We start from the raw sequence: 13,644 nt of genomic DNA, 5'->3' as shown, positions 1-13,644 counted from the left end.
GGATCGCCTTCTGTGCGAATATTCCGCAAAACAGCACAGCCACCTGGAGAAAATGCACCGATGTTCGACTGGGAAAACCTGCGCTACTTCGTGGCCGTCGCACAAACGGGGAGTCTATCGGCGGCCGCCAGGCGGTTGAATGTCGACCACGCGACCGTCAGCCGCCGCTTGAGCGCGCTCGAAGCCGAACTGAAGATCCGCGTGATCGACCGGTTGCCGCGCGCGTGCCGGCCGACCGCCGCCGGCCGGCAGATGCTCGAGTTCGCCGAGAAAATGGAGGAGCACGCATTTGCGATCGAGCGCCTCGCACGCACGGAACACCTGCCGATGCACGGCACCGTGACGATCAGTGTGCCGCCCGTACTCGCCAACAACTTCTTCGCGAATCATCTGCATGCATTCGCGCAATTGCATCCGGGCATTCGGCTGTCGATGGCCAGCCAGGCACAACGCGTGTCGCTTGCCCGTCGTGAAGCCGATATCGCCGTGCGCCTGTTCCGCCCGGAGGAGCCGCAAAACGTGACGCGCAAGCTGGGCGAGATGGCTTTCGGGCTCTACGCGAGCCGCGACTATGCGCACGCGTCGACGCCCGACAATTGGGCCTTCATCTGCTACGACGCGCAATTCGCGGAAATGCCGCATCAGAAATGGCTCGAATCGATCGCTCGAGGCCGTCGTATCGCGTGCGAGGTGAGCGACATCACGACCCAGCAGGCGGCGGCCCGTACGGGCATCGGCGTGGCTGGCCTGCCCGTGTTCATGGGCGACAGCGATCCCGGGTTGCAGCGACTGCCGTTCGACGGAGAACCGTACGCGCGGGACATCTGGCTGGTCGTGCATGCCGACCTCAGACATTCGCCGACGATTCGTGCGGCAATCGACTTTATCGTGGACGTGACGGGCAGGACCTTCGCGGCGGATGCCCGACCGTAGCGACGGCCGCCACGGGCGCCTGAGATGCCTGGCACAGGCGCCCGATAGCCCTGCCTGAGCCCGCCCTCACCTCACCGCTTCAACATGGACGAAAGCGGAGCGGAAACCGCCCGCCCCGGGCATCCGCGCACCGATCAGACCACCGACCTCAACCACGCAAGCACGTCCGACGGCGCACGCCCAGCCACCACCGGCTCCGGCGTCAACAGGCAGTAGTGCGAACCATCTTCCACGAACCCCATCGGCGCGACCAGCACACCGCTTTCGATATCGTCACGAACGAGATGCCACGGGCCGATGGCGACGCCGAGCCCCGCAACCGCCGCCTGCAGACTGAAGTAGAAATGGTCGAACACCTGCCCGCGCCCGCTGACGGCCGGCTGATTCGCGGCCACCGCCCATTCCTTCCACGCGTCCGGCCGTGTCCGCGCATGCAATTGCGGAACGTCCGTCTTCAACGAGCGCGCGCCGCGGCGAGCGGAAAACCACGCATCGACCTTGTCCGGCCGGCAAACCGGCCCCACCCGCTCCGCGAACAGACGCTCCGCGTGATAACCCGTCGGCCATGCAAAGTCATTGCGTCGAATCGCCATGTCGATGCCGCTGTCGAATGAAAACGGGCCACCCGCGGCTGCGAGATGAATGTCGACGCCCGCATGGCGCGCCTGAAAATCCGGCCAGCGCGGAATCAGCCAGCGCATCAGAAGCGTCGGTTCGCACGACAGCACCCAGCGCCGTGCGCGAGCGGCCTCGGTACGCAACTCCTGCGCGGCGTGACGCATCAGCCCCAGCCCGTCATGGACGGCCTGCGCCAGCTTGCGCCCCGCATCGGTCAGGAAGACGCGACGGCTGCGCCGCTGGAACAGCGCCACGCCCAGGTCGTCCTCGAGCAGCCGCACCGCGCGGCTGACCGCGCCGTGGGTCAGGCACAGCTCGTCGGCGGCACGGCTGAAATTCTCGTGACGCGCCGCCGCCTCGAAGCAACGCAGGGCCATCAGCGAAGGCAGGTTCGCACGAACCGGTTGTGAGTCAATCTCACCATTCTGGTCAGAAATCATCGCTTTTCCCGATGAAACGTGGCCCATAAGATTGCGCCATCAAGCCATCAATCGCAAGGACAAGACAATGACAGAACTGATAGTTGTAGTCACCATCACGCTGCTGGCCGTGATCAGCCCCGGCCCGGACTTCGCGATGGTCACGCGCAACAGCCTGATGCTGTCGCGCCGCTCGGGCGTGCTCACCGCGCTGGGTATCGGGCTGGGCGTGACGGTTCACGTGAGCTACACGCTGCTGGGCGTCGGCCTGCTGATCCGGCAATCGTTGTGGCTCTTCAATGCCGTCAAGCTGATCGGCGCGGTCTACCTGGTCTACCTGGGCGTGAAGATGCTCATGACGAAGGCCGGCAACGGGCAGCCCGACGCACCGGCCGCACCGCTGTCCGACCTGGCCGCGCTGCGCACCGGCTTCCTGACCAATGCGCTGAACCCCAAGACCACGGTGTTCATCGTCAGCCTGTTCATGCAGGCCGTGCGGCCCGACACGCCGTTGATCGTGCAGATCGGCTACGGTGCATTCATCGCCATCGCGCATGCCGGCTGGTTCAGCCTGGTGGCCGTGTGTTTCTCCGCGACGGCCGTCCGCGATCGCCTGCTGTCGCTGCGCCACTGGATCGACCGTACCTTCGGATGCCTGCTCGTCGGCTTCGGCGTCGCGCTCGCCATCGCACGCGGCGGGCGCTGATTCGAGCGTCCGCGCCGCACGCCGGCGCAAGCGCCGGGCGCGCCGCCGGTGCGCCGGATGCGCCGGATGCGGGGCGCAGCGCCGCGCGGCGCTGCGCGGCAGCGGCAGCGGCAGCGGCAGCGGCAGCGGCAACGGCAACGGCAACGGCAACGGCGCGTCAGCGTCAAAACACGCGTGCGATCGTGCGGGCTTCATCGATCGCGCGGCTGCGATCGACCTTTCCGTCGGCACCGAACAAGGTACGCTCGACGACGATGCCGGTGACGTCCGTCACGCCCACGAACCTGAGCCAGGTTTCCATGTACGGGCGCTGAAGATCGAACTCGGCGGCCGGCGTAAACGAACCCGGCGACTGATACCCGAGCCCGCGCGCGTAGACCACTGCCGCCTTTTTCCCGGCCAGCTTGCCGGTGAAGCCCGTCTCGTCGAATGTGAACAGCACGTCCTTCTGCGAGATCGCATCGATCAGGTGCTTGAGCTTGTACGGAATGCTGAAATTCCACAGCGGCACGCCGAACAGCAACTTGTCCGCTGCATGGAACGGCGCCGCGAGCTGCTCGATCCGCTGCCATGCCGCCGCCTGCGACGGCGTCAACGCGGTACCGCTCAGCCCCGCATATTTCGCGGCCAGCGCGTCTTCGTCGAATTCGGGCATCGCCAGATCCCAGACGTCGAGCTTCCGTATTTCATGATCGGGATGCGCGTGCCGGTACGCATCGAGAAACGCATTGCACACGTCGATGGATGCGGAATAGGCCTTGTTGGGTGAGCCTTCGATATAGAGCACGCACGTCATGGAGCCGGTCCTTGCCAAGAGTGACGGCGACGCGCCGGATGCGCGGTCGCCCACTGCGATTCGCAGCGTATCGAGCGCGCTTATAATTTTGAAACGATATTAATTGATTGAATTAACCCGGATTGGTGATCAATGGAGAATCCCCTCGACACGGCGCTGCTTCAGACGTTCGTCGCGGTCGCCGACGTGCGGAGTTTCACCGGCGCCGGTCGCAGGCTGCATCTCAGCCAGTCTGCGGTGAGCGCCCAGATCGTTCGTCTCGAAGAACAGGTCGGCCGGGCGCTGCTGGTGCGCAATACGCGCAGTGTCACGCTCACCGCGCATGGCCAGACGCTGCTCGGCTACGCGCGCGCGATGCTCAATCTGAGCGGGGAAGCGAGAGCCCGGCTGGGAACCGGCGACCCGGTCGATACCAAACTGCGTATCGGCGCATCTGAGGATTTTGCGGAAGGGTGGCTGCCGGACGTGATGCGCCGCCACGCGGCCGCGCGGCACGGCTTGCGGCTGGATCTGACGGTCGACATCGGCGACAGCCTGTTTCGACGGCATGCCAACGGCGAATTCGATCTCGTGATCGGCAGCCGCTGCTCGCACACGGATCAGGGCGCGACGTTGTGGCAAGAGCCGCTCGTCTGGGCCTTTGCGCGCCACGAGCAGTTACCGGAAGGCGAGGTGCCGCTCGCGTGCTTCCCCGATCCGTGCCCGTACCGGGGCGCCGCCCTCAAAGCGCTCGCGCTGGCCGACCTGCGCTACCGGATCGCATGCGAAAGCCCGAGCGTCATGGGCATCCGGACATGCGTGCGTGCCGGCATCGCAATCGCGCCGGTGCCGCGCAGCGCGATCGACGACACGCTCCGGGAGCTCGGCGTGTCCGACGGTTTGCCGGAACTGCCGGCAGTCGAATTCGTGCTGATGCATGACGCGCGGATGCCGGCCGCCGTCGAATTCGCCGCGACGATCTTCGACGAAGCCGCCGTTCGCACGGGGGCAGGCAAGCGCACCATGCCTTAGCCGACATCGTGCGGCCTGCTGATTCCGCCACGGCCGTGCGCGATCGCTTGCTGCCGCTGCGGCACTGGATCGATCGCATCTTCGGTGGCTTGCTCATGCGGGTTTCGGCATCGCGCACGGCGGGCGCTGATTCGAGCATCCACGCCGCACTGCCGATGCAATCGTCGTACACGCCGCGCCGATGCCCATCCGCCCCGCTCAGCGCTTGGCGCTCAATCCCGCCCGCACGCCCACCGGTTCCCGGCTCCGCCCGAGCAGCGCCGCCAGCGAGAGATCCGCGAGCTTGCCGAACGGCGCGCGCAGCAGGCTCGGCAGGTTCCAGCGCCCCTGCACGAACACCCCCTTCGCGTGACTCATCGCGCGGAATCCCTCGATGCCGTGATACGCGCCCATCCCGCTCGGACCGACGCCGCCGAACGGCAAGTCTTCCTGCGCGACATGCAGGAGCGTGTTGTTGATGCCGACATTGCCCGACGTGGTGCGCTTGAGCAACGACTCGCAGTCGCCGTCCTGCGCGCCGAAGTAGTACAGCGCGAGCGGACGCGGACGCGCATTCACGTAGTCGACGACTTCGTCGATCGTGCGATACGTGCGCACCGCCAGGATCGGCCCGAAGATTTCTTCCTGCATGACGGCCGTATCGTCGCCGGCCCCGACGATCAGCGTGGGCGCGAGGGTCCGCTTGCGGGTAGCGGCCTGCTGCGGGCTCACGCCCGCCTCGATCACGCGCGCGCCCTTGCTGCGCGCTTCGTCGACGAGACCCTTCAGGCGATCGTAATGCCGGTCGCTGACGATCGACGTGTAATCCGGGCTCGTCGGCCCGCCCGGATAGAAGCGTGCGACGGCCGCATCGTATTGCGTGACGAACGCGTCCAGGTCGTCTTCATGCACCAGCGCATAGTCGGGCGCCACGCAGGTCTGTCCGCCGTTCGACAGCTTGCCGAACACGATGCTGGACATCGTACGGCCATCGACGTGCCCCCTCGCGACGATCGCCGGGCTCTTGCCGCCGAGTTCGAGCGTCACCGGCACCAGGTTCTCGCTGGCCGCCTTCATGACCTTGCGGCCCACCTGCGTGCTGCCGGTAAACAGCAGATGATCGAACGGCAAGCCGCTGAAGGCGGCGCCGACTTCCGGGCCGCCCAACACGACCGCGACTTCTTCGCTCGGGAAGGTCTCCGCGAGCATCCGGCGCATCACCTCGCTCGTGCGCGGCGTCAGTTCCGACGGCTTGAGCATCGCGCGGTTACCCGCGGCCAGCGCGGTAGCCAGCGGAATGAAGGTGAGCGAGAACGGGTAATTCCACGGTGCCATCACGCCGATGACGCCCAACGGCTGGTACTCCACGTGCGCCTGCCCGGCCCGATAGAAAATCCCGACATGCCGGCGCTGCGGCTTCGTGAAGCGGCGCAGGTTGCGCGTCAGGTAGTCGATCGCCTGGATCACGCCGACCAGCTCCATGATCGCGGTCTCGTGCCGCGAGCGATTCCCGAAATCGGCGCTGATCGCCTCCTCCACTTCGCGGCGATATGCCAGCACCACGGCGCGCAGCCGCGCGAGCCGGGCCTTGCGCTGCTGCACGCTCGGCGGCCCCTCGCTGACAAACGCGTTGCGCTGGCGGGCCAGCAACACCGCCGGGTCGAAGCTCGAGATGGATTCGATGGATTCTGCGGAAACGGCCATGATGCACCTCACGAGGTTGCGTCGATGTAGACACTGTCAACTTGCATGCGGCGGATCATAGGCCCACAATGTGTTCCCTGTCAACATAGGAGCAACGCGATGTCGTCGGATGAGGATGCGGACGCCGGGCAAAAGGCTTATCACCACGGGGATCTGCGTCGCGCGATCATCGAAACGGCGCTCGACACGCTGCAGGAGCAACAGGGCTGGCAGTTCACGCTGCGTGAAATCGCGCGCCGCGCGAACGTCAGCCACTCCGCGCCGTACCGGCATTTCCCGGACAAGGCCGCGTTGCTGCACGAACTCGCGCTAATCGGCTTCGATCGCTTGCGCGACGATCTCGCCGCGTCCATCGATCCCGCGGCGGACGCGCCGGACGTGCTGCTCGCGCTCGCGTACGCCCATCTCGCATTCGGGCAGCGCAACCCGGATCTCTATCGACTGATGTTTGCCGCGGATGCCGGGGAGCCCTCGGACATCCATCTCGATCCGCGCGTGCAGGCGCCCTTCCTGCTGGTCGTCGACATCCTGGAACACGGCCAGCGCGCCGGCACGATCCGCCCGCGCCCGGCGCTCGGCCAGGCAACCGCCTGCTGGGCGCATCTGCATGGCCTGACGATGCTGGCGATCGACGGGCGGCTGGTGCGCGAGAAGGTCGGCGATCACGCGATCGAAGATGCGCTGACAACCTTGCTGGACGGACTCGTACTGCCCGCAAGCCCGGCGCGGGCCACGAAAACGAAAGGGCCTTGACCTTCAACTTTGCTTGAAGGTTATGGTTTGCCTCGGCAGCGTATCGAGGCCATGGGTATGGGTACTGCCATCCGACAATCCGGCGACGCGTCGAAGACGTCCGCCCGTGGCCGATGAAAGGGAAACCGCATCATGAGCAAGCGCATCCTTCACGTCGTCAGCAACGTCGCGCACTACGCCGATCCGTCGCAGCCGACCGGCCTGTGGCTGTCCGAACTGACCCATGCCCATCACATCTTCGCAGCGCAAGGCTATGAACAGATGCTCGTGAGCCCCAAGGGCGGCGTGTCGCCGCTGGAGCCGCGCTCGCTCAAATGGCCGCATGCGGACGCCGCCGCGAAAGCGTGGCGCGCCGACAAGGCCAATGCGGCACTGCTTGCCAACACCGCGCGCCCCGACGAGATCGATCCGGCCGATTTCGATGCGATCTACTTCACCGGCGGCCATGCCGTGATGTGGGACTACCCGGACGATGCGGGGCTGCAGCGGCTCACGCGCGAGATCTACGAGCGCGGCGGCATCGTGTCGTCGGTCTGTCACGGCTACTGCGGGCTGCTGAACACGAAGCTGTCGGACGGCTCGCTGCTGGTTGCCGGACGCCGGATCACCGGCTACTCGTGGGTGGAGGAAATCCTGGCCGGCGTCGCGAAGAAGGTGCCCTACAACGTCGAGGAGCAGATGCAGCAGCGTGGCGCGCGCTACGAGAAGGCGCTGCTGCCGTTCACGTCGAACGTCGTCGTCGACGGCCGCCTCGTGACCGGCCAGAATCCGCAATCGGCGAAGGCGACCGCCGAACAGGTCGTCGCGCTGCTGTGAGGTGACCGCCGGCGCCCCGCTAGGCACGGGTCGACCGGCGCACAACCGGTTCGTCACGATCGGCGGCGGCGGCAGCCTCGCCGCCATCCGCCGCGTCCGCCGCATTCCCTGGCGGAATCCGCGACAGCAATCGCTGCGCATGAGTTGCACAATCGACCGACTCCGGCTTCGCGGCGATTTCGGCGATCAGCGACATGACCTGCGCCTTGCTGCGCGCCAGCCGCGCCTCCAGCGCCTCGATGTCCCGCACCTTGCGGCCCAGCGCATCCAGCAGCGAATCGCATGGCCACTGCGCGAGGTCGGCCGGAATCAGCGTGCGAATCTCGTCGAGACTGAAATCCGCCTTCTGCGCGGCCGTGATCAGGTCGAGCACCGTCACCGCTTCCTGCGGATAGGTGCGATAGCCGTTCGCTTCGCGCTCGACGAGCGTCAACAGACCGATACGCTCGTAGAAGCGGATGCGCGAAGGGCTAAGGCCGGTGCGTTCCGCCAGTTCCCCGATCTTCATGTTCCGATACTCCCTGGCCGGATCGCGTCCGGTCATCTGCCCCGTCGTGACTGCAGGTCGTCTCCTGAATTTTGTTCGCAATCCGATCTTTATCGGCTTCCTGTCGAATGGCGGGCGGCGCGCGCGCTCAAATCACGTCGAAACGCAGCCCCGCATGGCGAACCAGACGCTCGATGTAGCGCTCGTCGAACATCGTCGCGGGCGTCCAGAAGCCGCCGCCGCGGCCGGTCTTGACGCCGTCGCCGACGCAATCCAGCGCGAGACTGATCGCGGCCTGGCCGAGCATCTTGCCGGTGGAGCCATAGCCCGGATCGCGATCGCCGATGACTTTCACGCGCAAGGTTCGCCCGTCGTCGGCACGGCCGAAGAAACGCAAATCGTAGCGGCCGGCCAGTTGGGCCGCAGCGCTCGGCCCCTCGCCGGGCTTCGGCAGCAGGAAACGCTCCATCAGGCTGCGCACCGGCTTGATGAGGACACCGACCATGAACGCGCCGAGGCCGGCCACCATCGTCAGCGCCGTCAGGCGACCCTTGAGACCCGTGCCCGTCATCACCGCTTCGTCGTACGTGAAGCGGCTGCCGTACGCGTTGCCGGCAAGCGCATTCGAGCGATGCACAACGCGCTCGTTGATGGCCGCCATCACGAATGGCGCGATCCACGCGTCGAAGTCGCGATCGAATGCCGCGGATCGCACCGCATGCTGGCGCACCGTGAAACCATGCCCCTGCGGGCACAGCGAATAAGGATCGAGCAGTTCCCTGCGCAATGCGGGATCGGCGGCCGCTTCCCGGACGACGTTGATCACGCTCGCCACGGTGCCGCCCGACGCGCCGCCCTTCAGCGTCCTGACACGCATCTTCACCTGCGCGGCCGGCGCGCCCCACTGCTGCCGCGCCTGTTGCTGCAGGAAGAACACGCCCATGTCCGACGGCACCGAATCGAAGCCGCAGCAATGGACGATGCGCGCGCCGGACTGCCGGGCCACCGGCTCGTACTTGTCGATCATCCGTTTGATCCACTGCGTCTCGCCGGTGAGGTCGCAGTAGTCGGTGCCGGTTTCCGCGCAGATCTTGACCAACGGCTCCCCGTAAAGCGCATAGGGGCCGACGGTGGACACGACCACCCGCGTCTGCGCGCAGAGCGCGCGAAGCTGCGCTTCGTCGGCCGCATCGGCGACGATGATCGGCACCGACTGCCCGGCCGCACCCAGCGTATCCCTCACCTGCCTGAGCTTCGCTTCGGACCGGCCGGCGATGGCCCAGCGCAGCGTCTCGCCGGAGCCCGGCAGGTACTCGGACAGGTAGCGGGCCAGGATCTGCCCGACAAAACTGGTGGCGCCAAATACGACGAGATCGTGGGTCGGCCGGGTCATGGGCGATTCCTCATGGGCGATTCCTTCGGCGCGGGCGTACCGCGGACAGGTGTGGCGTCAGCGCTGCTTTCCGGGTTCATCGAAGGCCTTCAACGGGGTCGGCAGGTTCAGGACCAGTTGCGCGTCCTTCACCACGTCGAGACGCAGGATGGTGGACGCGCCAAGCCCGTCGAGCAGCTGGCTCAACGGACCGCCGTGCCGCACGAGCTCGACGTTGCGCGGCAACAGGCGCTGGGCGAACGATAGCGCATTCGTCTGCACCGATGTCTGGTGCCATTCGCCGTCGATGCGATTGATCATCGTCGCCGTGCCCATGTGCGACTGCGACGGCACGTTGGTCAGTGCAGGCAGCGGCACGCTCAGACTCAGGTCCGGCCGGCCGCCCGGGCCGGCGATACGGGCGCTCGCGGTGGCGCCGAGGCTCACGTCGATGTCGGCGAGCCACTTGGGCAGCTGATAGCCGTGCACGCCGCGCACCCGCGCGATTTCCGTGGTGACCGGCAGCGCCAGCACGTGCGCGAAGAAGCTCCGGCGCCGCATCGAATCGATCAGCTCGAGCGCGTGCGACCCTGTCGCGCCGGGCCGGCGGACCACCACCGCGACGGACACTTCGTCATACGGATCGTTGTCGCACACCGAATACGAGAAGAAGGTCAGCGCGACCAGCCCGTAGCCGGGGAGCGCACGCAGCGGTTCGAGCGGCACCGGCAGCGTGGTCCGCAGGCGCTCGAGCGGCGCAAGAAACAGGAGCTGGATGCTGCTGGAACGGTAGTAGAAGTTCGGCGCCCAGGTCGGGCCGACCCGCGAAGCGGCCTGACGCTTCGGAATCCGACGGAAAAAATCGATGTTCCCCGCAGCGGGATCGCGCGCCACCTCGTCGAGGTCGGGATTCATCCGGAACCGGTCGTAATACCCGCCTTCGGGCACGTCGACCTTGTGCGGACCGAATTCGACCTGTGTAAACCGCCTGTCCATGTTCGTTGCCTCTCGTCGATGATCGACCGTGGCAGGCAACACCCGAAGCCTGCTGACTCACCGCCGTCAGCAAGCACTCTAAGATTAAAGTCAACTTTAAGGTCAAGGACCGGAATAGAGGGGCAAGTCGGATTGCGTTCACACGACCGGCCGGTGCGCGCCGTGGAGGCGCCGACTCACTTGGTGGTCGTGCGACGGCCCTTGCCGCGTATCGGCACCCCCTCCGGTTTGCGCAAACGATCCATCACCCATCGCGTACGCTCCGAGCAGTTCAGTTCGGTCGGCCGGTTCCGGTCTCCTGTCGGCGAAGCTGGCCAGGAACAGCATGCTGAAGACATACGCGGGTTTCCCGCATGGCATACCGACGTCCAACGCCGAGACGATCAACGCCGATCTGCTCGCGTTCATCCGCGGCTGAACGCCGAAAACGCCATCGCGGCCCTCAACGACAATCGCCGCTGAAGGCCGTGTTCTACCCGCTCTCGACAGCCGCTAGTCGAGCCCGCGAAGAAAATCGGGAACCGCTTCTCCGATCGATGCAAGATAGCCGGCCATCGCGCCGGCGACCTTTCGCACGGCGGGACGTGCCGTCACCCGTTCGCGCCACGCGAGCAGGCGGGGCGTTTCATCCGTCATCGGTGCGCCCTTGCGCGCGCCGAACAGCTGCGCCATGTAGAACGCGATGTCGGCATAGGAATACGATCCGGCCAGGAATTCGCGATCCGCAAGCACGCGCTCCATGCGCCGATAGTATTGCGCCGCTTCGTCACGCGCGGCGCGCGCGGCCGGATCATCCGGCGTCGCTTCCAGCCCCATCAGCCGGACGACGTGCGGAAAATAGATTTCGTCGCTGCAATGTTCGAGCTGACGCGCGATCGCGCGCGCCGCCGGATGCGCCGGCCACAGCGCGGGATCGGGCTTCAGATCCTCGAGATACTCGAAAATCTGCGTGGAATCGAACAGTTCCAGATCGCCGTCCATCAGCACCGGCACCTGCCGCTTCGGGTTGATGCGCAATACATCCGGATGTTTGGGATCGTAGCCGCGAAGCTGGCTGAACGGCGTCATCACCAGCTCGAAGTCGATGCCCTTCTCGTGTGCCGCAATCTCGACCTTCGCCCCGAACATGCTCAGCGGCCCGGAAATTATCTTCATGGTTCGATCCCTTGTGAGGTCATGCGCGACCCGCGTCGAATACGCTCACGCGTACACTGCCGAGCGTGCGGTCGGTACCAGCCGATGCGTCTCGGTCGCGCGGATCGGCCAGTTCGCCCATTGCGGCGCCATCTCGTGCGCCCATCGATTCGAGCGGCCGAATGCGTCGAAACGCGCGATGTCGGGAAATACCGCGATGCCCGCCAGCACCTGCTCGTTTGCCCGCACCGGCAATCGGCGAAAGTCGTTCTCGCGCGGCTCCGTGACATACCACCCCTGAGCGGTCGCTCCACCGGTGTCGAGAACGACTGACATGCATTCGCGACAAAACGCCAGCAGCTGCGCCGACGCCGGCTCGTTCAGATAGAAGATCGTGATATCGACGCATCCCGGCGGGATAACCCCGGCGTCGCGGCCGGCCCGGCGCGACAGGTCGACGGGCAGGTTCGATCCTTCCCACGCCGGGCGCAACAGCAGGACGTCGTCCGAATCGATCATCGTCGCGTTGGCCGCGTCGGCATGCGCTTTCCACACGGGGCCGCCGTAGAAATCCGTGAGCCCGCCCAGCCGGGTTTCCATGCTCTCGAAACCGCGCAACCAGACGAACCGGTCCGGACGATCGAGGTCGCGAAACTGCCCCATGACCGTCATGCCGACCGCTTCCTGCGGCTCGACCAGCTCGCGATCGAACAGATCGATCAGCACGTCGCGTTTGCCTGGATGGAGGGTGTACCGGCGCAGCTCGACGACGTCGAGTGGCGTTACTCGAATGCGCTCGTTCATGTTTGACCTCGGTGTCGATGGAACGGATCAGGCATGCGGCAAAGCATAAGTCCGATAACATGACACCTCATGTCAGGTATTCGAGCGAGGTGCTTCCGATGAAAGCCGGTCGCCTGTTGTCGATCATGATGATGCTGCAGGCGCGCGGCCGGATGACCGCGCCGGCGCTGGCCGACGCGCTGGAGGTATCCGAGCGCACGATCCTGCGCGATATCGACCAGCTTTCCACGGCGGGCGTGCCCATCTGGGGCGATCGCGGCCGCAACGGCGGATTTCAGCTGCGCGACGGCTGGAGCACCGATCTCACCGGCCTGACCGAGCACGAGGCGCACGCGCTGATCCTGGCGGGCCTGCCCGGCCCCGCGAGAGAACTGGGGCTGGACGGCATGGCGACCTCCGCACGGCTGAAAATGATGGCCAGCCTGCCGCCTGGCTCGCGCGAGCAGGCCGATCGCGTCGCCAGCCGGCTGCACATCGATACCGTCGACTGGTATCGCGCGCAGGAAACGCCCGAATTCCTGCGTGAAGTCGCCGATGCCGTGTGGGGTTCGTACCGTATCGACGTGAAGTATCAGAGCTGGCGCGGGCTGTCCCGCCGCGAGCTCGAACCGCTCGGCCTCGTGCTCAAGGGCGGCGCGTGGTACCTGATTGCCAGGGTGGTCGGCAAGCCCGGTGCACTCACGTTCCGGCTCGCGAATATCCTCGAACTCCATGCATTGCGCCGCCGCTTCAAGCGCCCCGCGCGATTCGATCTGGCGACGCACTGGCGTGACGCGATGAGCCGGTACGAAGCCGACCTCGATCGGCTGACCGCCCATATCGCCGTGTCGCCGCGCGGCGAAACCTGGCTGGCCAACGCACGGATCAAGACGGCGCCGGTCTCGCAGGATGCACGCAGCGCGGAAGTGCCACCGGGATGGAAAGCGTTCCTGATGCCCATCGAATCCATCGAGCACGGCGCGCGGAAACTGCTGGGGTACGGCGCGCACGTGAAGGTGCTTGGGCCGCAGACGCTCAAGGAGCGATTCATCGAAGAGGTGTCGCAGGTGAAGGCGCTCTATCCGGCGGGCGGTGTTTGACGCGTCGACACTGGCCGCAATGCGATCGTCGAACGGC

Annotated in this window: 14 protein-coding genes and 1 pseudogene; 7 read left to right on the top strand and 8 right to left on the bottom strand. The window is 66.1% G+C overall.

The window, feature by feature from the left end; all coding sequences use genetic code 11:
• Positions 1-60: 60 nt before the first annotated feature.
• Complete coding sequence (locus ACPTTF_RS34255) at positions 61-933, top strand: LysR family transcriptional regulator (protein WP_423372054.1); 873 nt, start codon at positions 61-63, stop codon at positions 931-933.
• A 134-nt stretch (positions 934-1,067) separates the two neighbouring features.
• Here the strand turns inward: ACPTTF_RS34255 and ACPTTF_RS34250 are convergent, their stop codons facing one another.
• On the bottom strand, positions 1,068-1,991 hold the full coding sequence (locus ACPTTF_RS34250; protein WP_423372053.1) for a LysR family transcriptional regulator: 924 nt from the start codon (positions 1,989-1,991) through the stop codon (positions 1,068-1,070).
• 67 nt (positions 1,992-2,058) lie between these two features.
• On the opposite strand from ACPTTF_RS34250, the gene ACPTTF_RS34245 reads away from it, so the two are divergent.
• On the top strand, positions 2,059-2,676 hold the full coding sequence (locus ACPTTF_RS34245; protein ID WP_423372052.1) for a LysE family translocator: 618 nt from the start codon (positions 2,059-2,061) through the stop codon (positions 2,674-2,676).
• A gap of 163 nt (positions 2,677-2,839) precedes the next feature.
• Here ACPTTF_RS34245 and ACPTTF_RS34240 read toward each other — a convergent pair whose 3' ends face one another.
• Complete coding sequence (locus ACPTTF_RS34240; RefSeq protein ID WP_423372051.1) at positions 2,840-3,472, bottom strand: FMN-dependent NADH-azoreductase; 633 nt, start codon at positions 3,470-3,472, stop codon at positions 2,840-2,842.
• 132 nt (positions 3,473-3,604) lie between these two features.
• On the opposite strand from ACPTTF_RS34240, the gene ACPTTF_RS34235 reads away from it, so the two are divergent.
• Positions 3,605-4,483: a LysR substrate-binding domain-containing protein gene (locus tag ACPTTF_RS34235; protein WP_423372050.1), complete on the top strand. Its 879-nt coding sequence runs from the start codon at positions 3,605-3,607 to the stop codon at positions 4,481-4,483.
• 198 nt (positions 4,484-4,681) lie between these two features.
• Here ACPTTF_RS34235 and ACPTTF_RS34230 read toward each other — a convergent pair whose 3' ends face one another.
• Entirely contained in the window at positions 4,682-6,166 is a 1,485-nt protein-coding gene (locus tag ACPTTF_RS34230; protein WP_423372049.1) for a coniferyl aldehyde dehydrogenase, read from the bottom strand.
• A gap of 45 nt (positions 6,167-6,211) precedes the next feature.
• On the opposite strand from ACPTTF_RS34230, the gene ACPTTF_RS34225 reads away from it, so the two are divergent.
• Positions 6,212-6,919 carry a TetR/AcrR family transcriptional regulator gene (locus ACPTTF_RS34225; protein WP_423372048.1) on the top strand — a complete coding sequence of 236 codons (708 nt, stop codon included), beginning with the start codon at positions 6,212-6,214 and terminating at the stop codon, positions 6,917-6,919.
• A 132-nt stretch (positions 6,920-7,051) separates the two neighbouring features.
• Positions 7,052-7,735, top strand: a complete 684-nt coding sequence (locus tag ACPTTF_RS34220) for a type 1 glutamine amidotransferase domain-containing protein (protein WP_423372047.1) — start codon at positions 7,052-7,054, stop codon at positions 7,733-7,735.
• A 19-nt stretch (positions 7,736-7,754) separates the two neighbouring features.
• Here the strand turns inward: ACPTTF_RS34220 and ACPTTF_RS34215 are convergent, their stop codons facing one another.
• The 3 genes from ACPTTF_RS34215 to ACPTTF_RS34205 all read right to left on the bottom strand — a co-directional run bounded on the left by ACPTTF_RS34215 (position 7,755) and on the right by ACPTTF_RS34205 (position 10,590).
• Positions 7,755-8,243, bottom strand: coding sequence for a MerR family transcriptional regulator (locus tag ACPTTF_RS34215; protein WP_423372046.1), 489 nt, complete (start codon positions 8,241-8,243; stop codon positions 7,755-7,757).
• 127 nt (positions 8,244-8,370) lie between these two features.
• The gene (locus ACPTTF_RS34210; protein WP_423372045.1) at positions 8,371-9,615 is read right to left on the bottom strand and encodes a saccharopine dehydrogenase family protein; all 1,245 of its coding nucleotides are present in this window, start codon (positions 9,613-9,615) and stop codon (positions 8,371-8,373) included.
• A 57-nt stretch (positions 9,616-9,672) separates the two neighbouring features.
• Positions 9,673-10,590 carry an acetoacetate decarboxylase gene (locus ACPTTF_RS34205; RefSeq protein ID WP_423372044.1) on the bottom strand — a complete coding sequence of 306 codons (918 nt, stop codon included), beginning with the start codon at positions 10,588-10,590 and terminating at the stop codon, positions 9,673-9,675.
• 283 nt (positions 10,591-10,873) lie between these two features.
• On the opposite strand from ACPTTF_RS34205, the pseudogene ACPTTF_RS34200 reads away from it, so the two are divergent.
• Positions 10,874-11,008: pseudogene (locus ACPTTF_RS34200) on the top strand (alpha/beta hydrolase); the annotation flags it as partial.
• Between the two features lie 74 nt (positions 11,009-11,082).
• Here the strand turns inward: ACPTTF_RS34200 and ACPTTF_RS34195 are convergent.
• Both ACPTTF_RS34195 and ACPTTF_RS34190 read right to left on the bottom strand, forming a co-directional pair.
• Complete coding sequence (locus tag ACPTTF_RS34195; protein WP_423372043.1) at positions 11,083-11,745, bottom strand: glutathione S-transferase family protein; 663 nt, start codon at positions 11,743-11,745, stop codon at positions 11,083-11,085.
• A gap of 45 nt (positions 11,746-11,790) precedes the next feature.
• Entirely contained in the window at positions 11,791-12,528 is a 738-nt protein-coding gene (locus tag ACPTTF_RS34190; RefSeq protein ID WP_423372042.1) for an NIPSNAP family protein, read from the bottom strand.
• On the opposite strand from ACPTTF_RS34190, the gene ACPTTF_RS34185 reads away from it, so the two are divergent.
• Positions 12,501-13,607 (top strand): helix-turn-helix transcriptional regulator, encoded by a 1,107-nt coding sequence (locus ACPTTF_RS34185; RefSeq protein WP_423372041.1) that lies wholly within the window; start codon positions 12,501-12,503, stop codon positions 13,605-13,607. The two genes, ACPTTF_RS34190 and ACPTTF_RS34185, sit on opposite strands and share 28 nt — an antisense overlap.
• The last annotated feature ends 37 nt before the right edge of the window (positions 13,608-13,644 follow it).

This window comes from Burkholderia crassaminum, assembly GCF_964265005.1.
Taxonomy (GTDB): Bacteria; Pseudomonadota; Gammaproteobacteria; order Burkholderiales; family Burkholderiaceae; genus Burkholderia.
The sequence above is the reverse complement of the archived record's forward strand: the minus strand, read 5'-3'. Positions and strand labels throughout refer to the sequence as shown.